This is a genomic window from Agrobacterium larrymoorei, assembly GCF_013322225.1.
Classification (GTDB): Bacteria; Pseudomonadota; Alphaproteobacteria; order Rhizobiales; family Rhizobiaceae; genus Agrobacterium; species Agrobacterium larrymoorei_A.
Window position 1 is genome coordinate 1 of the sequence record NZ_JAAMFB010000018.1, and the last position, 23000, is coordinate 23000.

Below are 23000 nucleotides of genomic sequence, written 5' to 3' on the forward strand. Positions count from 1 at the left end.
ATAGTCAACAGCGCTTTTTCATAAAAATGAGAAAAACAAATATCCATATGTTTTTGCTAGGCTATTTCAAATTTTACCACCAACTCACCTAACGAAAGCCCCTCAAACACCTCTTCTGGCCCTTCAAACGGAAACATGCGATAGGTGATCTCGATATCCCGGTGCGAAAAGCACCCCGAGGCAGCTATTATAAGAGATTGGAAAAGCCGTGCGTGTTCTGCAAGAAGCCGTCATCCCCGAACTTCCCAACTATTATCGCGGCAAGGTTCGCGAGAATTACGATCTGCCAGACGGCAACCGCATTATCATTTCCACGGATCGACTGAGCGCCTTCGACCGTATTCTGACCTGCATTCCCTATAAGGGCCAAGTGCTGACGCAGACGGCTCACTACTGGTTCGAGCAGACACAAGACATCTGCCCCAACCATGTCGTCTCCTATCCTGATCCGAATGTGGTCATTGGAAAGCGGCTGAATATCCTTCCGGTGGAAGTGGTCGTTCGCGGATATCTGGCTGGGACGACGGGCACGTCCATCCTTACGCTCTATAAGAAGGGCGAGCGGTCGATGTATGGCGTAACCTTCCCCGATGGTATGCGCGACAATCAGGCCCTTCCCGAGCCGATAATCACGCCGACCAGCAAGGAGTTCGACGGCGGTCACGATGAGCCGTTGACGCCTGCCGAGATCATCGAAAAGAAACTTCTGAGCGAGGAGCAATGGCAGACGCTGTCCACCTATGCGTTGGCGCTCTTCAAACGCGGGCAGGAGATTGCTGCCAAGCGCGGCCTTATTCTGGTCGATACCAAATATGAGTTCGGCACGGATGAGACCGGTAAGATCATTCTGGCGGATGAAATCCACACCCCCGACAGCAGCCGCTACTGGATGGCCGACAGCTATCAGGACGCCTTCGAAAAGGGGACCCGCCCGACGAGCTTCGACAAGGATTTCGTGCGCGCGTGGGTGGCCGAACGCTGCGACCCTTACAAGGATGAGATTCCCGAGATACCACAGGAACTGGTGTCGGAAACCGCCCGCGTCTATATAGAAGCCTATGAGCGCATTACCGGCCAGACTTTCCAGCCGGATGACAGCGGGGCAACGCCGCTGGAACGGGTAAGAACCAATCTGGAGCCTTTTTTCGCGAGGGCATGAGCTTGACCAGAACATCGGCAGTCAAATCGAACCCTTGTAAAGAGGACGCGAGCCAAGCAGAAGCGGGCAAACGCCATGTCCGCCCTCGCCGCTCGGCCGAGGAAACACGCCGACATATTCTCATTACGGCCGAAGCGCTTTTCCGCAAACGCGGCTTCGCTGCGGTATCGATTGCCGATATCGCGACGGCCATGGACATGTCACCCGCAAACGTCTTCAAGCATTTCCACTCCAAGAATGCGCTCGTCGACGCTATTTTCATGCAGCAGATTCGTCTGCTCGAACAGAAAATCCATACTCTGGACGGCACGCACCCACCGTTGGAGCGGTTACGCCACCTGGCACGCGCCCTGATGGAGAACCACCGGGGGGATCTGAACGACAATCCATATTTGTTCGAGATGATTTTGCTGACGGTGAAGAAAGAACTGGCCTGCGGTGTCGTCTATCGGGACATCATGGTGGCGCATGTTGCCGCGATCATCCGCGACGGGGTAAAGACAGGCGATTATCATGCCGACGATGCGGTGCATGCGGCATCAACGGTGCTCGACGCGCTCAAGGGCGTTCTGCACCCGCTTATGATCGCTCATGAAGATATCGAAGAGTTGAACGCGCGCTGTGAAGCTCTCGTTGTTTTGATTGATGCTGCACTGCGATATAAGCTTGCCAAGTGACGATTTCGGTACTACGTCACTTCAGCTCTTTCGGATGGCTGGTTCCAGCGCCCAGAGCGGCCATTGCAACTTTGATGTAATTGATCGCTAATAACAGACTTTGCAGCCATACGATCTACCCTGCCAAAACGGTCATTCTGGATTTTCGACGCCGATGAGAAAAACGATGAAAAGACGTATCTTTCCTCTGTTCACCACTTTGCTCATGGCAGGCGTCATCGCCGGATGCAGCGATAGCGGCGACGGCAAGCAGGTTGGTGCGCAAACCAACCAGCGGCCGCCATCTCCCGTCAGTGTCGTGACAATGAAGACGGGCGAGCATCCGCTGACCACGGTTCTGCCGGGGCGCGCCAGTGCCTACCAGATGGCTGAAATTCGCCCGCGCGTGACCGGCATCATCCGTGAAATCCCATTCAAGGAAGGCAGCGAAGTCCGACAGGGCGACGTTCTCTACCAGATCGAAGACAATACATACCGTGCCGAGGTTGCCCAGGCAGAGGCAACGCTTGCCAGAGCGCAGGCCGGGATTCCCGGCGCGCAGGCCAACCTCACCCGCTATGAGCGGCTGGTAAACAGTGGCGCGACGCAGATCGAATTCGAAAACGCCAAGACGACGCTGGCGCAGGCGCAGGCCGATGTAGCACAGGCGAAGGCCACGCTGGAAACGGCGCAGATCAATCTCGACCTGACGAAGATCCGCGCGCCATTCGACGGTATCACCTCGTCCACCGCCTTCAGCATCGGCAACGTGGTGACCGCCAACCAGACATCTGCACTGACGTCGTTGCGTCGCATCGATCCGATTTATATCGAACTGATCGAGTCCAGCGCCAATCTGCTGCGCCTTCGTAGCGCAATCGCGTCTGGCCGTCTCGGCAGCACGGACCAGAGAGCCGACATTCATCTGACACTGGAAGATGGAACCGAGTATTCCCAGAAGGGCGAACTCGACATGGCGGACATGGCGGTGAGCGAAACGACCGGTACCTACTCCATCCGCACCCTGTTCCAGAATCCGAACGACCTGATCCTGCCAGGCATGTATGTGCGTGCAACACTCAATATCGGCAGCGAAACGGGCTTTCTCATTCCCCAGCGCGCCGCCACGAGAAGCGCCAATGGCGAGCTGACGGCGAAATTCGTCAGCGCCGACAACAAGGTCGAGACGCGGACGTTTCCAGACGGGCAGCAATCCGGCAATTCCTGGCTGGTGGCGGAAAACATAAAGGATGGCGACAAGCTGATCGTCGATGGCTTCCAGTGGATCGCCGATGGCGCGACAGTGGCCCCCGTCGAAGCCACCATCGATGAGCGCGGTATCGTCGTGCCCCAGCAACCGGCTCAGCCGGCTGCGTCCAAATAATCGCGACCCATCGTCAGATATTCATAAAGGTAAGGCGCAGCTCCTATGGCTCACTTCTTTATAACGCGCCCCGTTTTTGCATGGGTTATTGCAATCGTCATCATGCTGGGTGGCGTCCTGGCGATTTCCACGCTGTCCATTTCGCAATATCCCGATATCGCCCCGACCACGGTCCGCATCAGCACCAGCTATAATGGTGCGAGCGCGGAAACCGTCGAGAAATCGGTGACGACCATTATCGAAGACGGCATGACCGGTCTGGACGATCTGACCTACATGACGTCGACCTCCTCAACCGGCAGCTCCAGTGTGACGCTGACTTTCGGCAACAGCATCATGCCGGATATTGCGCAGGTGCAGGTGCAGAACAAGCTTCAGCTCGTCCAGTCCCAATTGCCTGACGTGGTGCAGCAACAGGGCGTCGACGTCAGCCGGTCCACCTCCAGTATCCTGATGGTCGGCGCGCTGATCTCAACCGATGGCAAACGCTCATCCGTCGATCTCGGCGATATCTTTTCCAGCCGTATCGAAGACCAGATCAAACGCCTCGAAGGCGTCGGCAACATCAACATCTTCGGCACCGGTTACGCCATGCGCGTCTGGCTCGACCCCTTCAAGCTGAACAAGTACCAGTTGACGACCTCTGACGTAACCGGCGCGATCCAGAGCCAGAACACGCAGGTTTCCGTGGGTTCGCTCGGCGCGCTGCCAGCCGTGCAGGGTCAGCAGTTGAACGTGACCATCACCGCGCAAAGCCAGCTGACCACGGTTTCGGACTTCGAAAATATCATTCTCAGGGTTGAACGCGACGGCGCAACCGTGCGCTTGAGCGATGTCGCACGTGTCGAAATCGGCCAGGAAACCTATGGCGGCGGCTCCCGCTCCAACAGCAGACCGTCGGCGGGCTTTGCCGTAAACCTTGCGACCGGTGCGAACGCCCTCGATACGGCAGCGCGCGTCCGGGAGGCGCTCAACGCGTCCGCAGGCTCGCTGCCGGAAAACGTCGTAATCGAATATCCTTACGACACGACCCCTTTCGTTCAGCTTTCCATCGAGAAAGTGGTTCACACGCTGATCGAGGCCATCGTTCTGGTCTTCGTTGTTCTGCTGGTCTTCCTCCAGAACCTGCGAGCCACACTCATTCCCATGATTGCAGTGCCAGTCGTGCTGTTGGGAACCTTTGGGGTTCTGGCGTTGACCGGATATTCCATCAACACGCTCACCATGTTCGCCATGGTGCTTGCCATCGGCCTTCTCGTCGATGACGCCATCGTGGTGGTCGAAAACGTCGAACGCATCATGTCCGAGGAGGGCTTGTCGCCGCTGGAAGCGACGGAAAAATCCATGGGTGAAATCACCGGCGCCATCATCGGCATCGCGCTGGTTCTGACCGCCGTGTTCATCCCAATGGCCTTCTTCGGTGGCTCGACCGGCATCATCTATCGCCAGTTCTCCGTTACCATCGTTTCGGCCATGCTACTTTCCGCGGTCGTCGCCATCGTGCTGACACCAGCGCTTTGCGCGACGATGCTGAAGCCGATCGACCATCACAAAAAGCAGCGTGGACCCGGAGCATGGTTCAACCGCAACTTCAATCGCACCACTGACGGCTACGTATCGAGCATCGGCTATCTGCTGGGTCGTCCGCTTCGCGTCATGATCATGTTCGCGATCATCATCGGCGGATGCGTCTGGTTCTTCACGAAACTGCCAAGCTCGTTCCTGCCACAGGAAGACCAGGGCGTTCTCTTTACCATCATCCAGACGCCAACGGGTTCGACCATGGAGCGCACCAATGAGGTGATGAAGCAGGTGGAAACCTATTTCCGTGAAAAGGAAGGCAACAACGTCGACTCGGTGTTTGGCGTTCTCGGCTTCAGCTTCACCGGTTCCGGTCAGAACAACGCTATGGTCTTCACCAAGCTCAAGGACTTTTCCGTACGCACGGCACCCGAACAGCACGCAGGCGCCATCGTGCAGCGGGCGATGGGAACATTCCTGACATTCCGCGATGCGCAGGTCTTCCCGCTCCTGCCTCCTGCCATTCAGGGCATGGGTACTTCCAGCGGATTTTCCATGTATCTGGTCGATAGCGGCCGGAACGGTACGGAGGCCCTGACTGCTGCATCGAAGGAGCTGATCGGTCTCGCCACCGGCAATTCGAACATCAGTTCGCTGCGTTCCAACAGCCGCGACGCGGAATCGCAGATGAAGATCAATCTTGATCAGGAAAAGATGGGAGCGATGGGTGTGGATCTGGCCTCCGTCAACCTTATGCTGTCCACGATCTTTGCGGGCCGCGATGTCAACGACTTCACGCTGAACGGCGAATTGAAGCCGGTCTACGTGCAGGGCGACGCGCCCTACCGCATGCAGCCGGACGACCTGAAATACTGGTATGCCCGTAACGCCAACGGCGAAATGGTCCCCTTCTCCTCATTCAGCGAGATCAGCTGGATCAACGGCCCGCCCACGCTTGCGCGTTATAACGGCACCAGCGCCATTTCTATGGAAGGTGCTGCGGGTCCGGGCATCGCATCGGGTGTGGCCATGGATGAGATGGAGCGTCTGACGGCCTCGATGCCTGGCGGCTATACCGTCGCTTGGCAGGGCATTTCCTATCAGGAACGCCTTTCCGGCTCCCAGGCCCCAATGCTCTATGCGCTTTCCGTCCTGATCGTATTCCTCTGCCTGGCCGCTCTTTATGAAAGCTGGTCCATCCCGTTCTCGGTCATCATGGCCGTGCCGGTGGGCGTGCTCGGGGCACTCGCGGCGGCGCACTTCTTTGGTCAGTCGAACGACGTCTACTTCAAGGTGGGCCTACTGACGACCATCGGCCTTGCCGCGAAGAACGCGATCCTCATCGTGGAATTTGCCAAGGAGAGGCAGGAACACGGGCTTAGTCTCATGGAGGCGACGCTGGAAGCGGCAAAACTGCGCCTGCGTCCAATCATCATGACCTCTCTTGCCTTCATCCTCGGCGTCGTGCCTCTGGCAATCGCCAGCGGTGCGGGCTCTGCGGCACAAAATGCAATCGGTTTGGGCGTTCTGGGTGGTATGCTTTCTGCAACACTCCTCGGAATTTTCTTCGTACCATCGTTTTTCGTCATTATTCGGCGGCTATCAAAGCGTTAACAAACTTAAAATATGCTAGTAATGGATGAGTTCGCTGGTAAGAAGTGTGACGGATTCGTAAACCCGCATGTTTCATCAGCACACAGCTACGCTACGCTCGCTTTGACTGAGGCTGCTAAAGGCGCCAACATAAATTTGGGATAACTACATGCTGTCTATTCGCGCTACCATTCCTCTCACGATGCTTCTGCTTTCCGGTTGCGTCGTAGGCCCAGACCACAAGGCGCCTGAAATTTCTCTTCCAGCAAAATTTGGTGAGGGTGGCAAAACCAGCAATGGCGACGTAGCAACCGTTGCTTGGTGGAATGCCTTCAACGACAGCCGCTTGAATGGCTACGTGTCGACAGGCCTCGTTCAGAACCTTACCGTGCTGCAGGCCATCGAGCGTATCAACCAGGCGGAATCCAACATCACGGTTGCCGGCGCAGGTGCATTGCCAAGCCTGACCACGACGTTCCGTCATAATACGCAGGGCAGCGGTGGCAGCCTTCCCTCGACGAACGACCGCGTCAACAACACGACCAGCAACGCATTCAACGTTTCCTGGCTGTTTGATCTGTTCGGTCAGTACCGCCGCGCCAAGGAAAGCGCGAGCGCGTCTCTCGATGCGGCATATGCGGGTGCAGATGTCCAGCGCCTGACGCTGATCTCTGCCGTGACGTCTGCCTATATCGACGTGCGTTACTATCAGGAACGCCTCGCAATTGCCCGCCAGAACCTCGGTTCCCGCCGTGAAACGTTGAACCTGACGAAGCTTCAGCTGGAAGCTGGCGCAGCGTCCCGTCTGGATGTCGTCCAGTCCGAAGGTCTGGTAAACTCCACGCTGGCCGAAATGCCGGCGCTGGAAACCAACTTCCGCCGCGCGGCGCATCGCATCGCAACCCTTCTCGGCATGCCAGCGGATTCGCTCGTCGTCGAACTTCAGCGTGGTTCGCGTCAGCCAGTGGCGCGCAGCATTCCGCGCACCGGCATTCCGGCAGATCTGATCCGCAACCGTCCGGATATTCGCGCGGCAGAGCGCAATCTGGCTGCTGCAATCGCCGATATTGGTGTTGCCGAGTCGCAGCTTTACCCAAGCATCACACTTAGCGGTTCGATTACGCCAAGCTTTACCCGCATCAGCGGCGGTGCCAGCGGCACTGCAAACGGCTGGGGCTTCGGTCCGACCATCACCTTGCCGATCCTTGATGGCGGCAGACTGCGTGCCGGTGTCGATATCCAGAAATCTGTTGCACGCGAGCAGTATCTCGCCTGGAAGTCGACCGTTCTTAACGCCGTCGAAGAAGTCGAAAACGCTCTGACCGCGCTCAATCGCGATCAGCAGACCGTCAATGCATATCGCAGAACCGTAACGTCCTATCAGGAAGCCCTGTCGCTCGCGACGGCCAGCTATCGTGACGGCGCGTCCTCGCTGCTGGACGTTCTCGATGCACAGCGTCAGGTCTCCACGGCCCAGTCCAACCTCGCAACAGCGATCCAGCAGGCGGCGCAGGATTATGTCGCGCTCAGCATCGCGCTCGGCGGCGGCTATGCCGTCGGCGCACCGAACTCCGTTGCTGCCGTAAAGGTTGCTGCGAACGTGCCCAAGGGCCTGTAAGCGGTTTTCAGCTTGACCAATCAGAAAATCCCGCGACCTCGGTTGCGGGATTTTTTTATTATCTGTTTGCGCCATCCTGATGAATGACGCTGCCTGAGAGCGCTTCCTCGCCTCCTCATTCCTGTCCCTGTGACAGAAATCCAACCAGCCCAAATCCTTGGTTGAAAAGGCTCTACCCCGTTGAGCAGACGCGCAACTGCTGAATCCCTGTGACTGATCCCCGGATCAGGTCCGAGGACAGGGATGAGGACGAGGCGGCGTATGAACCTATGACGTCATGTGCCGAAACCGTCTAAACCAGACCACTCGCACCATCACCGCAAAACAAAAAGCCCCGGATCGCTCCGAGGCTTCTGATATTCCAAATGATACGGACCAATCAGTTCTTGGCGCGCTCGACGTAGGAATTGTCTTCGGTCGCGATGACGACGCGGATGCCGGCGTCGATATGCGGCGGAACCATGGTGCGGATGCCGTTGGAGAGGATCGCAGGCTTGTAGGAAGACGATGCCGTCTGGCCCTTTACGACCGGCTCCGTTTCCGTGATTTCCAGCGTGACGTGACGCGGCAGTTCGACGGCGAGCGGATTGCCTTCATGGATCGACAGAACGCATGTCATGCCTTCCTGGAGATAAGCCTTCTGCTCACCCATGGTTTCGGCATCGACCACGACCTGATCGTAGTTTTCCGGGTTCATGAAGTGGAAGCCTTCGCCGTCTTCATAGAGGAACTGGAAGTTCAGGTCTTCGACGAATGCGCGTTCGACCTGCTCGGTCGTGCGCCAGCGCTCGGAAACCTTTACGCCATCGACGATGCGACGCATATCGACCTGCGTAACAGGCGTGCCCTTGCCGGGGTGGAAGTTGTTGGCGGTAAGAACCACGTAGAGCTTGCCGTCAACTTCAAGAACATTACCCTTGCGAACGGATGAGGCGATAACCTTGACCATATGATTTCCTTGTAACTCAATGAAATGCGTCGTAAGGACGGCGCGGCTGCACTGACCCGATGGACGTTTTATCTGTTTTCTGGGGCGCAACTACCTTAAATCCGGGACAATTGCCAGCCTTTCAGACGTACGAACCGAAACTCTTGCGGTTTCTGGTGAATTCGATGCTGAAACATCCATTTTAACATCGGAACGGCGGCCTCCCACTGCCAGTTCGGCGACAGACAGCGGAAACGGCGGGCGATGGGCACAGCTTCAAACACAACGTCACCATGGTGGACACCGGATGTTCATCTGGACCGCCGCCCGTTTTTGATGGGCCGAAACGCTATTCAGGCAGCGTTTCGCAGCTTCTTCGCCTCCCAGGATTTCATTGAGGTCGACACAGCGACGCTGCAAATCTCTCCCGGCAATGAAGCGCATCTCCACGCATTCGCGACCACCGGCATCACGACCAGCGGAGAGCAGTCGCCGCTTTATCTACACACCTCGCCGGAGTTTGCCTGCAAGAAGCTGCTCGCCGCTGGTGAACAGCGGATCGCCTGCTTCGCGCATGTCTATCGAAACCGCGAGCGCGGGCCGCTCCACCACCCCGAATTCACCATGCTGGAATGGTATCGGGCAGATGAAACCTACGAAGCCCTGATGCGCGACAGTGCGGAACTACTGGCACTTGCAGCCGAAACGGCAAAAACGAAATCCTTCAGCTACCGCGGTGGCGAGGCCGATCCCTTTCTGGAACCGGAGCGTCTCAGCGTCGCTGAAGCATTCCAGCGCCATGCGAAGATCGATCTGCTCGCGACCATCGACCAGAACGGTGAGACGGATCGCGATCATCTTGCGCGGATTACAAAAGACGCAGGCATCCGCGTTTCGGATGACGACAGCTGGGCCGATATTTTCAGCCGTGTGATCGTTGAGCGGGTGGAGCCAAAGCTCGGCTTCGGCAGGACGACAATTCTGGACGAGTACCCGACCAGCGAGGCGGCGCTGGCCCGTCCTTCGCCGCGCGACAGCCGCGTGTCTGAACGTTTCGAGCTATACGCCTGCGGTGTGGAACTGGCGAATGCCTTCGGGGAATTGACGGACGCAACGGAACAGCGCCGCCGTTTCGAGATGGAGATGCGTGAGAAGCAGCGTGTCTATGGCGAGACCTATCCACTGGACGAAGACTTTCTGGCGGCGCTCTCGATCATGCCCGCCGCTAGCGGCATCGCGCTCGGTTTCGATCGTCTGGTGATGCTGGCCACGGGTGCGCCGCGCATAGACCTCGTCATGTGGGCGCCAGTCGCTATATATGGGTCATGAAATCACAAGCGCTGAAATCGGTTGACGATCTTTTGGGTGCAGGTCTGATCGACCGCGCCACGCTGGAGCGCGTGCGCCCGGTCGCGGAACGTTATGCGGTCGCGCTAACGCCCGCCATCGCCAGCCTGATCGATCCGCAGGATGTCAACGACCCGATCGCACGGCAATTCATCCCCAGCGAAGTCGAACTGATCCAGACCAATGAAGAGCGCGGCGACCCGATTGGCGATGAGGCACACAGCCCCGTTCCCGGGATTGTCCACCGTTATCCAGACCGGGTGCTGCTGAAGGCGGTCCACGTCTGCCCCGTTTATTGCCGCTTCTGCTTCCGCCGCGAAATGGTCGGCCCGCAAGGCAATGGCACGATGAGCAATGACGAGTTGAATGTCGCCTTTGATTATATCCGCGCCAACAGCCAGATCTGGGAGGTGATACTCACCGGTGGCGACCCGCTGGTGCTCTCCCCGCGCCGCCTGACAGCCATTATGGAAGGGCTGCACGCCATTCAACATGTGAAAATCGTGCGCTTCCACACACGCGTGCCGGTGGTCGATCCCTTGAAGGTCGATGGCGAACTCATCGCCGCATTGAAAGCCAGCGGCAAGACCACCTATGTCGCGCTCCACGCCAACCACGCAAAAGAATTTACGGACGAGGCGAAACAGGCCTGCGCGCGGCTGGTCGATGCCGGTATCGCGATAGTCAGCCAGACCGTGCTGCTCAAGGGTATCAACGACGACCCAGAGACGCTGGCGGCGCTGATGCGTGTATTCGTGGAAAACCGCATCAAGCCCTATTACCTGCACCACCCTGATCTTGCCCCTGGGACCAGCCATTTCCGGCTGGATATAGAAGAAGGACAACGGATCGTCGCCGCTCTGCGCGGTCGTGTCTCAGGTCTCTGCCAGCCGACCTATGTGCTTGATATTCCCGGCGGTCATGGAAAAGCCGTCATCGGTCAGAATGCGGCGACGAAACATGCCGAAGGTTGCTACTCCGTGTCGGATTTCAACGGCAACGATCACACCTATCCGCCGTCCGCAGAATAAAACTTGGGCTTAAGTTTCGTGTTTTCAGGCAAAGTTAGCACAACCGGATACACGAAATAAAAATTTCACAATTCCGCCTCGATCCTGTCATCGTAAAGAAAAATATTCTACCTATATTGATAATCGTTGATCCAGACTGAAATCCGGTATATCAGTTACTCAACTGGAGAGTGATTCTTCGGTATTCCGGGCAAAACACGAGCGAAAGGGAGAGTGTCATGTCGAAATCTACGCGCATTATCACGATCCCTGATCATCGGGTCGTGAAAGCCGGACACACATCCATGTGTTCCCGCTGCTGTCGAATGTGGCGACTTTAACAGTCCCTCAATCCTGAAATTCAGTTCGACGAAATGCTGTGCGATCAAGCCACAGCGGGAGTATGTACTATGCAAAAGCAAGTTATCGAATTCGCGGGCGAACCTGTTGGTATCGTCGTACCGGACAACAACCGTCTGAAGTTCATCGCCGTGAAATTCCACGTTCACGATCTCGACGAGCAACGCTTTGACAGCGCGGACGATGTCCGCATCGCAATCCGCAACCTCGTGCGCGACCGCAACGTGGCAGCTCTGGTTTGAAAAAAACCGAAGCGGCTGGCACATGTTATCGGGCAATGAGCGCCCCTACACCAAAACACCAGGCGTTGCCCGCATGAAGCCGGCGGCGCCTTCGACTTTTTAGAACGCCGTAAACGTCAAGGTCGTAAGAGACCGCGCAATGCCGGGAATATTGACGATATTCTCATTGATGAACTTGCCGATATCCTGTTCCGGCTCCAGATAAATCTTCAAAAGCAGATCGAATTCGCCACTGGTCGAATAAAGCTCGGACACCAGTTCCGTCTTGTAAATGGCATCGGCTACCTCATAGGTCTTGCCCGGTGCGCATTGGAGCTGAACGAAAATGGGCTTCATGGATTTTTTCCCCGTCGATATGCTGTGCCAAGCGGCACTATTGTCTGAGGCAGGCATCTCTTTCAAGCCCGCAAACAAGCTTGCACTGTAACGTCGGCCACATTCCAGGTGGAATGAAGGAGTGCAATATTCGGCATACTTAGACTCATGCGAGATTTGTAACGTCAGAATTCTAGTCCTCCCCCACCAGTGTCGTTATATCCTTGAAAACATAATGCTCGCCCTTTATCACCGATATATCTGGATGGATATTTCGATTGAGAGGGCTGAGTTATGGGAATTTTGAAACGTATCGTTCTAAAAACTGCATTCGCCGCCGTTGCGGGTGCATGGCTGTCGATGGCTGGACTTTCGACAACCGCCGTGGCGCAGGACAAGGTGACTGTCTTTGCTGCCGCCAGCATGAAAAATGCGCTGGATGCCGCCAATGCGGAATGGGCCAAGGAGAGCGGCAATGAGGCAACCGCTTCCTATGCCGCAAGTTCGGCGCTGGCAAAGCAGATCGAGGCCGGTGCGCCCGCCGATCTCTTCATCTCCGCCGATCTGGCGTGGATGGATTATGTCGCGGGCAAGAAGCTGATCAGGCAAGATACGCGCAGCAATCTGCTCGGCAACCGCCTCGTTCTGGTGGCCCCAGCAGACAAGGCAAAGCCGGTCGAGATCAAACAGGGCTTCGATCTTGCTGCCCTCGTGGGTGACGGCAAGCTCGCCATGGGCGCGGTCGATTCAGTCCCGGCTGGCAAATACGGCAAGGCTGCGCTCGAAAAGCTCGGCGTATGGTCTTCCGTCGAGAGCAAGGTTGCCGGTGCGGAAAGCGTGCGCGCTGCCCTCGTTCTGGTATCACGCGGCGAAGCGCCCTACGGCATCGTATATCAGACGGATGCCGCCGCCGATCCCGGCGTGAAAATCGTCGGCACTTTTCCGCAGGACAGCCACGAGCCGATCATCTATCCGGTTGCTGTGCTTACCGAATCCAAGAGCCCGGCAGCGGCGGCTTATCTTGAGTTTCTCAAATCCGCCAAGGCTGCCCCGTTCTTCGAAAGCCAAGGCTTTACCATTTTGAAATAAGCTTGGATTTCAGTGTTTGTCTCAACCCTCTGCCCGTACACGCGGCAGAGGGACACATGCACAACATAAAACCATGGGAACGGCAATTTGGACTGGCTATCGCTGAGCGCGGAAGAATGGACGGCGATACGGCTTAGCCTTTGGGTTTCCACCATCGCGATGTTCGCAAGCCTTCCCTTCGGCATTCTGATTGCGCTGGCGCTGGCCCGTGGCCGGTTCTGGGGAAAATCGCTTCTGAACGGAATCGTCCATCTGCCGCTGATCCTGCCGCCGGTGGTGACCGGCTTCATTCTGCTGGTCATGTTCGGGCGGCGCGGCGTGATCGGCCAGTTTCTGGATCAGTATTTCGGCATCGTCTTTTCCTTCCGCTGGACGGGCGCGGCACTGGCCTGCGCCGTCATGGCCTTCCCCTTGATGGTTCGCTCCATAAGGCTTTCGATAGACGCCGTTGATCGCAAGCTGGAAGAAGCGGCAGAAACGCTTGGGGCAAGCCCCCTTTGGGTGTTTCTGACCGTAACGCTGCCATTGACGCTACCCGGCATTATCGCAGGCATGATCCTCGCCTTCGCCAAGGCCATGGGTGAGTTCGGCGCAACGATTACCTTCGTGTCCAACATTCCCGGTGAAACGCAGACACTCTCGGCAGCCATCTACACCTTCACACAGGTACCGGGTGGCGATGCAGGGGCACTGAGGCTGACACTTGTGGCTGTCGCCATCTCGATGGCTGCGCTGCTGGCCTCCGAATTTCTGGCGCGCATTATCGGCAGAAGAGTGATGGCCGAATGACACTTCTTTTTGATGTCAAACACACGCTGGGTTCCTTTGCGCTGGAAGCGAAGCTGACGGCGGAAGGAGGCGTTACCGCTCTTTTCGGTCGCTCGGGTTCTGGCAAAACGTCGGTCATCCGCATGATTGCTGGCCTGACGAAACCGCATCAGGGTCGGATCGCGCTTGATGGAGAGGTTCTGAGCGATAGCGACAGACGCATCTTCACTGCATGCCACAGACGGCGTTTCGGCTATGTGTTTCAAGAGGCGCGGCTGTTTCCACACCTCACCGTGGAGCAAAACCTGCATTATGGCCGATGGTTTTCCAACCAGACGACAGCAACGAATGAAAGTACGAAAGTCGTAGAAATGCTCGGCATCGGCGACGTGTTGAAACGCCGCCCGGAGAAACTGTCGGGCGGGGAAAAGCAGCGGGTTGCCATCGGTCGCGCGCTTTTGTCTTCCCCACGGCTGCTATTGATGGATGAGCCGCTCGCGGCGCTGGACGAGGCGCGTAAGGCAGAGATCATTCCCTATCTGGAGCGGCTGCGTGACGAGACAAAAATCCCCATCATCTATGTCAGCCATTCGGTCAGCGAAGTGTCCCGGTTGGCTGACCGCGTTGTCGTGATGAAGGATGGCAGGGTGGATGCGGAAGGCCCAGCGGCGCAAATCCTGTCGCGTCCCGCCTTCAGCGGATATCTCGAGCGTCGCGAAGCAGGCAGCATTCTTTCAGGCAGAGTGGAGACATTCGACGGTCAACACGGTCTGGCTACCGTTCGGCTGAACGGGACGAGCCTGCAGGTTCCGGCAAAGGCGGCAGAGCCCGGCAAGGCGGTGCGCGTTCATGTGCCCGCGCGCGATGTGATGCTGGCAACGGTGCGGCCCGAGGGGCTGAGTGCCCTGAACATTCTCCAAGGTCGCATCGTGGATATCGCGATATCCGATGACGGCATGGCCATGGTCCAGGTGGATTGCGGCGGTGACATCATCATGTCCCGCATCACAAAACTCTCTGTCGAGCGGCTGTCGCTCACCCCCGGAAGCGAGATCTTTGCCATCGTCAAATCGGCGGCGCTCGATCCCTACTGATCGGCTCTGGAGCTCTTCCGGTTCGCTTCCAACCAGTCGAGATCGGCATTAATCGCGTCGCGCATACGGCTTTCCATAGCGCGACATCGTGCTAGCAATTCTTCTCCGAAGGGCGTGAGACCGGCACCGCCACCCTGCTTTCCGCCGCGTTGGGATTCGATGACGGGCTGGGTGAACATGTGGTTCAACGCATCTACCAGAAGCCACGCCCGACGATAGGACATATCCATGGCCCGCCCCGCCGCGGAGATGGAGCCGGTGGAGGCGATCAGTTCCATCAACTCGATCTTGCCGCGTCCAAGGCGTTCGCCCGAAGGAAAATCGACGCGCAGGACGGGCTTTAAAGGCTGATCGCTCATGGATGCACCGCTCCAAACCAATCCCGCCATGACGGCTGCGCACCCTCATGCGGCAGTGCCGTTGCCTCGAACACGCCGCGCGCGATGGCACGGGCCATGACGAGCGCGGTGAGGTGGCAAAGTTCATGAAACTCAGAAGCCTCTCGCAGCGTTGCCCGGCACGTTGCGGCAGCAAACATTGTGTCGCCATCGCTCGCAAGATGCGAAGGCAGGATGGCGCGTGCCAAACCGCCATGTGCCATGATAGACAGGCGATGCACCTGCGCCTTGGTCAAAACCGCATCCGTCACCACCGCGCCGATGGTGGTTGCAGTCAGCGTGACGCCCTTGATGCGCATAGCGCTGTCAACGTCTGTGAATTGCGGTGGCAAGCTGAGCCCACCAAATTCGCCATTCTTCTCAAAAGGCGCAGCCCAGAAATGCTTGCCGGAGCCGACCGTCGCAGAGCCCATGGCATTGACGGCGACGATAGCCGCTACGGTGATCCCGAACGATGTTTTCGCGCTGGCGGAGCCGAGACCGCCTTTGAAGGTAGCGGTCGTGGCGCCGGTACCCGCACCCACGGTTCCGAGCAAAAATGGATCGCGGGATACAGCCTTGAAGGCATCATAGCCCATGTCCCTATAGGGCGAATGAAGACCCCAATCCTTGTTTCCACCATTCAGCAAATCCATCAAAATGGCCTGCGGGACGATGGGAACGCGCGTGGCTCCGACCTGAAAACCGCGCCCGATTTCCCGCAAGCCCGCCTGCACCCCACCGGCTGCATCCAGACCGAAAGCGGAACCACCGGACAGAACGAAAGCATCGACGGTTTCCACCGTCATCGATGGATCGAGCAATGCCGTATCACGCCCACCCGGCGCACCGCCGAGCGTGGAGCCGGAGGCGATTGCGGGCTCATCGAAGACAATAGCGGTGACGCCAGAACCGAGCGTAAGGTCCGTCGCATGACCCACCGAAACGCCGTCGATATCGATCAGGAGATTGTGCAAGGGCGGCATTCCTTCTCTATAGTTATGCCGGTATCCCGCCCCTGCTCAATCTTGTCAACGTCAGGAGAACACTGCCGTACCGATGACAGGGGTGGAGGGAACCGCCATATCGCGTGGTTCCAGCATGCCCGAAAGGAACGCTTCACGCCCAGCCGTTACGGCCTTGGCGAATGCACCGGCCATGATGACAGGGTTACCCGCCCCAGCCACCGCCGTATTCAGCAGCACGGCATCATAACCAAGCTCCATCACGGTTGCCGCATGGGATGGACGGCCAAGGCCTGCATCCACGATCATCGGCACATCGGGGAAATGCGCCCGCATGGATCGAAGCGCGGATATATTGAGCGGCCCCATGGCGCTGCCGATGGGCGCGCACCACGGCATCAGCACCTTGCAGCCCGCATCGATCAGCTTTTCCGCCACGACCAGATCGTCGGTCGTATAGGGGAAGACCTCGAAACCTTCGTCGGAGAGAATACGTGCAGCTTCCACCAGCCCGAACACATCCGGCTGAAGCGTATCGTGATGGCCGATCACTTCCAGCTTGATCCAGTTGGTTTTAAATACCTCCCGCGCCATCTTCGCCGTCAGCACGGCTTCCTTTGCCGTGTGGCATCCTGCCGTGTTGGATAGAATAAGGCGGTCCAGCTCGCGGATGAGTTCAAAAAACTGCCCGCCCTTTTTACCACCCGCGGTTTCGCGACGGAGAGAAATGGTCAGAATATCCGTCTTGGCTGCGCGCACGGCATCGGCAAGCACGGCAGGCGACGGGTAACGAGCAGTGCCGAGCAGGAGCCGGGAACTGACGTCGCGATCATAAAGTCTCAGCATATCATCCTCCCTGCATGGGCGAGAGAATTTCGATCCTGTCGAAATCCTTGAGGTGGAAACCGGGGCGGTCCTCGGCATGGACGAGATCGCCATTCACCGCGGTTGCCAGCCAGTCGCCTTCATATTCGAGCGTTGCCAAGAGCTGGGAAAGAGTTTCTGCGGCGAGATCATGCTCTTCGCCGTTGACGTGAATCCGCATGGGAAACCTCCTTTTTCTCGATAATATCGGCAGCCTGCCGCGCCATGGCAGGCGAGAGCAAAAATCCGTGCCGATGCGCACCATTGATGAAGAGCGTGTTGCCCTCCTCTTTGATGCAGGGAAGATTGTTGGGAAAAGCGGGCCGGATACCGGTTCCCGTCTCGATGATTTGCGCTTCACCGAAGGAAGGATGAAGTGCGTAAGCGGCGTTGAGAAACTCCATCATCGAACGCGCCGAAATCGGTCCTTCGTCTTCGGACTCGATCATGGTCGCGCCGACCATGAAGCGCCCCGGCTCTCGCGGCACGATATAAAGCGGGATGCGTGGATGCAGCAGGCGTATTGGCCGGGAGAGCGAAATCTCGTTGCTTGCAAGATAGAGCATCTCGCCGCGCACACCGCGAAGCGCTGGCAGTGAACCCACCTGCGCAGGGCCGGTGCAATCCACGATAAGGTCGAAGTCATTTTCATCGATGGTCGCGCCAAGATGGAACGCTACACCCATCGACACCAGCCGGTGATGCAACGCATATATGGCAAGGCGCGGATCGAGATGGCCTTCGCCTTCGAAGAAAAGCCCGTGCCGGAAGCGACCGGCAAGATCGGGCTCCAGCGCAGCAATCTCATCCTCCCCGACAGGACGATAGCCCGAAGTGCGCGAGGCGAAGCGGGAAAGCTCAGCCCTGTCACGCGCGGGTGCGACGACCAGCGTGCCGTTGCGGGTGACAAGCCCCGGCGTAGCCTCCTCCCACCAGTCGAGCGCGGATTGGCCAAGTGTGAGAACGGCCTCTTCGGCACTCTCCCGCTCGCACCACGGTGCCAGCATTCCGCCCGCATACCATGACGCCCCACGGCCGATTCCCGGCGAGATGTCGAACACCTCCACCGAGACACCACGCTTCGCCAGTTCAAGGGCAGCCGTCAGACCGGCGACGCCTGCCCCCTTGATGAGAATACGCATCTCACTCTCCGGCTACGGGGTGGTTCAGCGGCATATAGAGCTCGCCGCCCTGCTTGAACTTCTCCGCCATGGCCTCAAGCCCCTCCTTCTGCGCCTCGGCCCGGATGTCGTGAGAAATCCGCATGGAGCAGAATTTTGGCCCGCACATGGAGCAGAAATGTGCGACCTTGTGCGCTTCTTTCGGCAAGGTCTCATCATGGAAGGACCGCGCCGTTTCCGGGTCGAGCGAAAGGTTGAACTGGTCTTCCCAACGGAACTCGAAACGGGCGCGTGATAGCGCATCGTCACGCACCTGCGCTGCCGGATGGCCCTTGGCAAGATCGGCTGCATGGGCGGCGATCTTGTAGGTGATGACGCCCACTTTCACGTCGTTACGGTCAGGCAGACCCAGATGCTCCTTCGGTGTCACGTAGCACAGCATGGCGGTGCCGAACCAGCCGATCATCGCCGCACCTATGCCGGAGGTGATGTGGTCGTAACCGGGCGCGATATCGGTCGTCAGCGGTCCAAGCGTGTAGAACGGCGCTTCGCCGCAGGTCTTCAGCTGCTTGTCCATGTTTTCCTTGATCTTGTGCATCGGCACATGGCCGGGGCCTTCGATCATGACCTGGCAATCCTTGGCCCAGGCGATCTGCGTGAGCTCGCCCAGCGCTTCCAGCTCGGCAAACTGCGCCGCATCGTTTGCATCGGCAATGGAGCCCGGACGCAGGCCATCGCCCAGCGAGAAGGACACGTCGTAGGCGCGACAAATATCGCAAATCTCGTCGAAATGCTCGTAAAGGAAGCTTTCCTTGTGATGATGCAGACACCACTTCGCCATGATCGAGCCGCCGCGCGAGACGATGCCCGTGACACGATTGACGGTGAGCGGGATATAGTGGAGCCGCACACCGGCATGGATCGTGAAGTAATCCACCCCCTGCTCCGCCTGCTCGATCAGCGTATCGCGGAAAACCTCCCAGGTCAGGTCTTCGGCAATGCCATTGACCTTCTCCAGCGCCTGATAGAGCGGCACCGTACCAATCGGCACCGGCGAATTGCGGATGATCCATTCGCGGATATTGTGAATGTTGCGACCGGTGGACAGGTCCATCACCGTATCGGCACCCCAGCGGGTGGCCCAGACCATCTTCTCTACCTCTTCCGCCATGGAGGAGGTGACCGCCGAATTACCGATATTGGCGTTGATCTTCACCAGAAAATTCCGCCCGATGATCATCGGCTCGGCTTCCGGGTGGTTGATGTTGGCGGGGATGATGGCGCGGCCCGAGGCTACTTCATGCCGCACAAACTCTGGTGTCACGAAGTCCGGCACATTTGCTCCAAAACTTTCGCCATCGCGGATGAGCTTTTCCTTCGCAGCCTCGCGTCCGAGATTTTCGCGGATCGCGATATATTCCATTTCCGGCGTGATGATACCGGCCCGCGCATAGGCAAGCTGCGTCACTGCCTTGCCGTCTCTGGCGCGCAGGGGCTGGTTGCGAACGGGAAATTCCGGCGTCAGGCGTTCGCCGGTAGCAAAACCGTTGTCTTCCGGCTTGACGTGGCGACCCTCGTAAATCTCGACATCCCCACGCGCCAGAACCCATTGCTGGCGAAGGCGTGGCAGACCACCGTCAATATCGAGCAAATGCGAGGGATCGGTATAGGGACCGGAAGAATCGTAGACCGTAACCGGCGGCTCACCCGCAGTCGGATGCACCGCGATTTCCCGCATCGGTACACGGATGTGAGGATGGAGGATGCCCGGCTTATGGACCTTGGTGGAGGCGGGCAACTGACCGGTGGTAACGGTTGGTGTGATAGTCTTGGCAGCAATGTTCATCGTGAGGCTCCAAAGCAAAACATTTGGAGACCCAGTTCGAGCATGAAGACGAAAAAGCGCGGATGATAGACAATGGCAGTTGTCCGACGCTTGGCCGATACTGCTGTTCTTCCGCGTTTGCACCGTCCCTACGCCAGTATGAACTGGATCAGGTTCAACGGGTCACTGCGCTTCGATAGCAGTATCTCAGCCCCTTGACGGGACACCCCTGGTTAACGCGACAATGAGAAACCTGACACGATGATTTGTCAAGCTGTACTGATGACAGCTTATGGAGAGGAAAAATTGGCGGTCATACCAAATTAACCTCACCATTTATTAGAATGTTATTTTTTCGGGTTTAACTCCAAGAATGCGTTATGATGACGCCTGTTCAGGGGAGATTACTTGGGATGAATTCAACTATTCGTGAAATACTGTCGAAATTCGGCCAGCTCCCGGTGCCTGTCGATACCATCGCAGACGATGCCGATCTTTACGCTGCCGGTCTTTCTTCTTTCGCATCGGTGCAGTTGATGCTTGGTCTGGAAGAAGCTTTCGACATAGAGTTTCCAGATAGCATGCTGAACCGCAAATCTTTTGCGAGCGTCGGGGCCATCGAATCTACCGTTAAGGCAATTCTCGACGGTAAAGAGGCCGCCTGATGGACGCGGCCGTCGTTACACTGGACGCAGCATTAGCAGTGCGCGCCAAGCGCGTCGCCGCCATTGCCGCAAAATTTGCCGACGATGTGGACGCGGCTGGACGTTTTCCAAAAGAAGCAGTCGATGCCTTGAAGAGCGAGCGCCTGCTTGGCATTCAGGTTCCCCGTCATCTGGGTGGTGAAGGCGCAAGTCTTCTGGAGATCGCAGATATTTGCTGCACGCTGGGTCAGGCCTGCTCCGCGACCGCGATGATTTTCGCCATGCACCATATCAAGGCATCCAGTCTTGTAGAGCATGGAGAGGAAAGCGCGTGGCACGCAGGGTTCATGCGCCGCGTGGCGAGCGAACAGCTGCTTCTCGGCTCCGCAACGACCGAAGGCGGCATCGGCGGAAATCTGCGTAATTCAATTTGTGCCATCGAAGTCGACGGTGACCAGTGCCGTCTGGAAAAGGACGCGACTGTCATTTCCTACGGCAGCGAGGCAGATGCCATTCTCATCACCTCCCGCGCTCGCGCGGATGCGGCGCCTGCCGATCAGGTGATGACGGTTTTCCTGAAGAGCCAGTACACGCTGGAAAAGACGCATGTCTGGAACACGCTCGGCATGCGTGGAACCTGCTCGGACGGGTTTCTGTTCAAGGGGCAAGCGCCTGCCGAACAAATCTTCCAGAAGCCATTTGCTGAAATCGCGGCGCAATCCATGCTCGCCACCTCGCATCTTTTGTGGAGCGGTGTTTGGTACGGCATTGCAGCCGATGCAGTTGCCCGCGCTCAAAGTTTCATCCGCGCCGCCGCCCGCAAGTCTCCCGGTGTCGCACCGCCCGGCGCGCTCCGGCTGGCGGAAGTCTCGAACAAGCTGCAGATCGTCAAATCCAACGTCATTGCCGGCATCAAGGCTTACGAAGACACAAAGACGGACCCGGACAAATTGATGTCCATGGCTTTCGCTATCGCCATGAACAATGTTAAAATCTGCTCTTCCGAGACCATTCTCGAAATCATCAACCATGCCATGCTGATCTGCGGCATCATGGGTTACAAGAACGGCACGCCTTACAGCTTGGGACGGCACTTGCGCGACGCGCATTCGGCCCAGCTGATGATTTCAAACGACAGAATCCTGAGCAATTCCGCCAATCTCCTGCTGGTTCAGAAGCAGGACACGAGCCTTCTGGGATAAGACCATGGACATGCAAACATCGTTTCTCGATCGCCTGTTCGACAAGGGCCTGCTGATCGATACCGGCGTGGATGGACTTTATGGCCGTAGCGGTCAGTTCGAAGACGTCATTACCGCGTTCGAACGGCTGATCGACAAGGTCGGCGGTGGCGACAAGGCGGAAGCCATCCGCTTCCCGCCTGGCATCAACCGCGCCTATTTCGAAAAAAGCGGTTACATGAAAAGCTTCCCGCAGCTCGCTGGCACCGTTCATTCCTTTTGCGGCTGCGAGCTCGATCATGTCAGCCTGATCAAAAGCATGGATGAAGGTACCGACTGGACGAAAGACCAGAAGATCACCGATATCGTTCTGACGCCAGCCGCCTGCTATCCGCTTTATCCGACCATCGCAAAACGCGGAAACCTGCCGGAAAATGGCGGTCTTTACGACATCCAGTCCTATTGCTTCCGCCACGAGCCTTCCAAGGACCCGGCGCGCCAGCAGCTTTTCCGCATGCGCGAATATGTGCGCATGGGCACCGAAAGCGACGTCACCGAATTCCGCCAGATCTGGATGGATCGCGGCGTCGAGATGATGGAGAAGCTCGGTCTCGATGTGAAGATCGACATCGCCAATGACCCGTTCTTCGGGCGCGCTGGCCGAATGCTGGTCAACAATCAGCGCGATCAGAACCTCAAATTCGAGCTGCTGATCCCGGTCACGTCCACGACCAACCTGACCGCCTGCATGAGCTTCAACTACCATCAGGATTCTTTCGGCACAAAATGGGGTCTGAACCTTGCCGATGGCGAAGTTGCCCACACGGCCTGCGTCGGCTTCGGTCTCGAGCGCATCGCGCTGGCGCTGTTCGCCAAGCATGGTCTGGATGTGGATCAGTGGCCGCAATCGGTTCGCGAAACGCTCTGGGGCTGAGGTCT

General features: G+C 57.7%; 22 protein-coding genes and 1 riboswitch. Of the genes, 14 read left to right on the forward strand and 8 right to left on the reverse strand.

Annotation, left to right across the window (positions count from 1 at the left end; all coding sequences use genetic code 11):
* The first annotated feature begins 208 nt into the window (after positions 1-208).
* The 5 genes from G6L28_RS11415 to G6L28_RS11435 all read left to right on the forward strand — a co-directional run bounded on the left by G6L28_RS11415 (position 209) and on the right by G6L28_RS11435 (position 7931).
* A complete protein-coding gene (locus tag G6L28_RS11415) occupies positions 209-1159 on the forward strand; it encodes a phosphoribosylaminoimidazolesuccinocarboxamide synthase (RefSeq protein ID WP_174063900.1) in 951 nt (316 codons plus the stop codon).
* A 116-nt stretch (positions 1160-1275) separates the two neighbouring features.
* Complete coding sequence (locus G6L28_RS11420) at positions 1276-1836, forward strand: TetR family transcriptional regulator (RefSeq protein WP_337795761.1); 561 nt, start codon at positions 1276-1278, stop codon at positions 1834-1836.
* A 166-nt stretch (positions 1837-2002) separates the two neighbouring features.
* The gene (locus G6L28_RS11425; protein ID WP_174063902.1) at positions 2003-3199 is read left to right on the forward strand and encodes an efflux RND transporter periplasmic adaptor subunit; all 1197 of its coding nucleotides are present in this window, start codon (positions 2003-2005) and stop codon (positions 3197-3199) included.
* A gap of 45 nt (positions 3200-3244) precedes the next feature.
* Entirely contained in the window at positions 3245-6334 is a 3090-nt protein-coding gene (locus G6L28_RS11430; RefSeq protein ID WP_174063903.1) for an efflux RND transporter permease subunit, read from the forward strand.
* A 148-nt stretch (positions 6335-6482) separates the two neighbouring features.
* On the forward strand, positions 6483-7931 hold the full coding sequence (locus tag G6L28_RS11435; protein WP_174063904.1) for an efflux transporter outer membrane subunit: 1449 nt from the start codon (positions 6483-6485) through the stop codon (positions 7929-7931).
* Positions 7932-8310: 379 nt separating this feature from the next.
* Here G6L28_RS11435 and efp read toward each other — a convergent pair whose 3' ends face one another.
* A complete protein-coding gene (efp, locus tag G6L28_RS11440; RefSeq protein ID WP_174063905.1) occupies positions 8311-8880 on the reverse strand; it encodes an elongation factor P in 570 nt (189 codons plus the stop codon).
* Positions 8881-9123: 243 nt separating this feature from the next.
* On the opposite strand from efp, the gene epmA reads away from it, so the two are divergent.
* The 3 genes from epmA (at position 9124) to G6L28_RS11455 (ending at position 11818) form a co-directional block, all read left to right on the forward strand.
* Positions 9124-10188, forward strand: coding sequence for an EF-P lysine aminoacylase EpmA (gene epmA / locus G6L28_RS11445; protein WP_174063906.1), 1065 nt, complete (start codon positions 9124-9126; stop codon positions 10186-10188).
* A complete protein-coding gene (locus G6L28_RS11450) occupies positions 10185-11237 on the forward strand; it encodes a lysine-2,3-aminomutase-like protein (protein ID WP_174063907.1) in 1053 nt (350 codons plus the stop codon). The genes epmA and G6L28_RS11450 overlap by 4 nt, the downstream gene beginning before the upstream one ends.
* Before the next feature lie 389 nt (positions 11238-11626).
* On the forward strand, positions 11627-11818 hold the full coding sequence (locus tag G6L28_RS11455) for a hypothetical protein (RefSeq protein ID WP_174063908.1): 192 nt from the start codon (positions 11627-11629) through the stop codon (positions 11816-11818).
* A 99-nt stretch (positions 11819-11917) separates the two neighbouring features.
* On the opposite strand, the gene G6L28_RS11460 is transcribed toward G6L28_RS11455, so the two are convergent.
* Positions 11918-12154: an Lrp/AsnC ligand binding domain-containing protein gene (locus tag G6L28_RS11460; protein WP_174063909.1), complete on the reverse strand. Its 237-nt coding sequence runs from the start codon at positions 12152-12154 to the stop codon at positions 11918-11920.
* A gap of 273 nt (positions 12155-12427) precedes the next feature.
* On the opposite strand from G6L28_RS11460, the gene modA reads away from it, so the two are divergent.
* The 3 genes from modA to modC all read left to right on the forward strand — a co-directional run bounded on the left by modA (position 12428) and on the right by modC (position 15084).
* Complete coding sequence (gene modA, locus G6L28_RS11465) at positions 12428-13222, forward strand: molybdate ABC transporter substrate-binding protein (protein ID WP_174063910.1); 795 nt, start codon at positions 12428-12430, stop codon at positions 13220-13222.
* Positions 13223-13309: 87 nt separating this feature from the next.
* The gene (modB, locus tag G6L28_RS11470; RefSeq protein WP_174063911.1) at positions 13310-14011 is read left to right on the forward strand and encodes a molybdate ABC transporter permease subunit; all 702 of its coding nucleotides are present in this window, start codon (positions 13310-13312) and stop codon (positions 14009-14011) included.
* Positions 14008-15084 (forward strand): molybdenum ABC transporter ATP-binding protein, encoded by a 1077-nt coding sequence (gene modC, locus G6L28_RS11475; RefSeq protein ID WP_174063912.1) that lies wholly within the window; start codon positions 14008-14010, stop codon positions 15082-15084. Before modB ends, modC begins: the two co-directional genes overlap by 4 nt.
* On the opposite strand, the gene G6L28_RS11480 is transcribed toward modC, so the two are convergent.
* From G6L28_RS11480 to thiC, 6 genes are read right to left on the reverse strand one after another with little or no spacing between them, the layout of a single operon-like run.
* A complete protein-coding gene (locus G6L28_RS11480) occupies positions 15078-15443 on the reverse strand; it encodes a winged helix-turn-helix domain-containing protein (protein WP_174063913.1) in 366 nt (121 codons plus the stop codon). The two genes, modC and G6L28_RS11480, sit on opposite strands and share 7 nt — an antisense overlap.
* Complete coding sequence (locus tag G6L28_RS11485) at positions 15440-16447, reverse strand: P1 family peptidase (protein WP_174063914.1); 1008 nt, start codon at positions 16445-16447, stop codon at positions 15440-15442. Before G6L28_RS11485 ends, G6L28_RS11480 begins: the two co-directional genes overlap by 4 nt.
* A gap of 51 nt (positions 16448-16498) precedes the next feature.
* Positions 16499-17272 carry a thiazole synthase gene (locus G6L28_RS11490; RefSeq protein WP_174063915.1) on the reverse strand — a complete coding sequence of 258 codons (774 nt, stop codon included), beginning with the start codon at positions 17270-17272 and terminating at the stop codon, positions 16499-16501.
* 1 nt (position 17273) lies between these two features.
* Positions 17274-17471: a sulfur carrier protein ThiS gene (thiS, locus tag G6L28_RS11495; RefSeq protein ID WP_174063916.1), complete on the reverse strand. Its 198-nt coding sequence runs from the start codon at positions 17469-17471 to the stop codon at positions 17274-17276.
* Positions 17440-18432: a glycine oxidase ThiO gene (gene thiO, locus G6L28_RS11500; protein WP_174063917.1), complete on the reverse strand. Its 993-nt coding sequence runs from the start codon at positions 18430-18432 to the stop codon at positions 17440-17442. The genes thiS and thiO overlap by 32 nt, the downstream gene beginning before the upstream one ends.
* A 1-nt stretch (position 18433) precedes the next feature.
* The gene (gene thiC / locus G6L28_RS11505; protein WP_174063918.1) at positions 18434-20257 is read right to left on the reverse strand and encodes a phosphomethylpyrimidine synthase ThiC; all 1824 of its coding nucleotides are present in this window, start codon (positions 20255-20257) and stop codon (positions 18434-18436) included.
* 107 nt (positions 20258-20364) lie between these two features.
* Positions 20365-20477: riboswitch (TPP riboswitch) on the reverse strand.
* A gap of 172 nt (positions 20478-20649) precedes the next feature.
* On the opposite strand from thiC, the gene G6L28_RS11510 reads away from it, so the two are divergent.
* The 3 genes from G6L28_RS11510 to G6L28_RS11520 are packed head-to-tail and all read left to right on the forward strand — an operon-like array spanning position 20650 to position 22995.
* Positions 20650-20901: an acyl carrier protein gene (locus G6L28_RS11510; protein ID WP_174063919.1), complete on the forward strand. Its 252-nt coding sequence runs from the start codon at positions 20650-20652 to the stop codon at positions 20899-20901.
* Positions 20901-22082: an acyl-CoA dehydrogenase family protein gene (locus G6L28_RS11515; protein WP_174063920.1), complete on the forward strand. Its 1182-nt coding sequence runs from the start codon at positions 20901-20903 to the stop codon at positions 22080-22082. The genes G6L28_RS11510 and G6L28_RS11515 overlap by 1 nt, the downstream gene beginning before the upstream one ends.
* 4 nt (positions 22083-22086) lie before the next feature.
* Positions 22087-22995 carry an amino acid--[acyl-carrier-protein] ligase gene (locus G6L28_RS11520; protein WP_174063921.1) on the forward strand — a complete coding sequence of 303 codons (909 nt, stop codon included), beginning with the start codon at positions 22087-22089 and terminating at the stop codon, positions 22993-22995.
* Positions 22996-23000: the final 5 nt, after the last annotated feature.

Coding starts and splice junctions, on each gene's coding strand:
- G6L28_RS11425 (WP_174063902.1), top strand. CDS start 2,003: ATGAAAAGACGTATCTTTCCTCTGTTCACCACTTTGCTCATGGCAGGC.
- G6L28_RS11430 (WP_174063903.1), top strand. CDS start 3,245: ATGGCTCACTTCTTTATAACGCGCCCCGTTTTTGCATGGGTTATTGCA.
- G6L28_RS11435 (WP_174063904.1), top strand. CDS start 6,483: ATGCTGTCTATTCGCGCTACCATTCCTCTCACGATGCTTCTGCTTTCC.
- efp (WP_174063905.1), bottom strand. CDS start 8,880: ATGGTCAAGGTTATCGCCTCATCCGTTCGCAAGGGTAATGTTCTTGAA.
- epmA (WP_174063906.1), top strand. CDS start 9,124: ATGGGCACAGCTTCAAACACAACGTCACCATGGTGGACACCGGATGTT.
- G6L28_RS11450 (WP_174063907.1), top strand. CDS start 10,185: ATGAAATCACAAGCGCTGAAATCGGTTGACGATCTTTTGGGTGCAGGT.
- G6L28_RS11455 (WP_174063908.1), top strand. CDS start 11,627: ATGCAAAAGCAAGTTATCGAATTCGCGGGCGAACCTGTTGGTATCGTC.
- G6L28_RS11460 (WP_174063909.1), bottom strand. CDS start 12,154: ATGAAGCCCATTTTCGTTCAGCTCCAATGCGCACCGGGCAAGACCTAT.
- modA (WP_174063910.1), top strand. CDS start 12,428: ATGGGAATTTTGAAACGTATCGTTCTAAAAACTGCATTCGCCGCCGTT.
- modC (WP_174063912.1), top strand. CDS start 14,008: ATGACACTTCTTTTTGATGTCAAACACACGCTGGGTTCCTTTGCGCTG.
- G6L28_RS11480 (WP_174063913.1), bottom strand. CDS start 15,443: ATGAGCGATCAGCCTTTAAAGCCCGTCCTGCGCGTCGATTTTCCTTCG.
- G6L28_RS11485 (WP_174063914.1), bottom strand. CDS start 16,447: ATGCCGCCCTTGCACAATCTCCTGATCGATATCGACGGCGTTTCGGTG.
- G6L28_RS11490 (WP_174063915.1), bottom strand. CDS start 17,272: ATGCTGAGACTTTATGATCGCGACGTCAGTTCCCGGCTCCTGCTCGGC.
- thiS (WP_174063916.1), bottom strand. CDS start 17,471: ATGCGGATTCACGTCAACGGCGAAGAGCATGATCTCGCCGCAGAAACT.
- thiO (WP_174063917.1), bottom strand. CDS start 18,432: ATGCGTATTCTCATCAAGGGGGCAGGCGTCGCCGGTCTGACGGCTGCC.
- thiC (WP_174063918.1), bottom strand. CDS start 20,257: ATGAACATTGCTGCCAAGACTATCACACCAACCGTTACCACCGGTCAG.
- G6L28_RS11510 (WP_174063919.1), top strand. CDS start 20,650: ATGAATTCAACTATTCGTGAAATACTGTCGAAATTCGGCCAGCTCCCG.
- G6L28_RS11515 (WP_174063920.1), top strand. CDS start 20,901: ATGGACGCGGCCGTCGTTACACTGGACGCAGCATTAGCAGTGCGCGCC.
- G6L28_RS11520 (WP_174063921.1), top strand. CDS start 22,087: ATGGACATGCAAACATCGTTTCTCGATCGCCTGTTCGACAAGGGCCTG.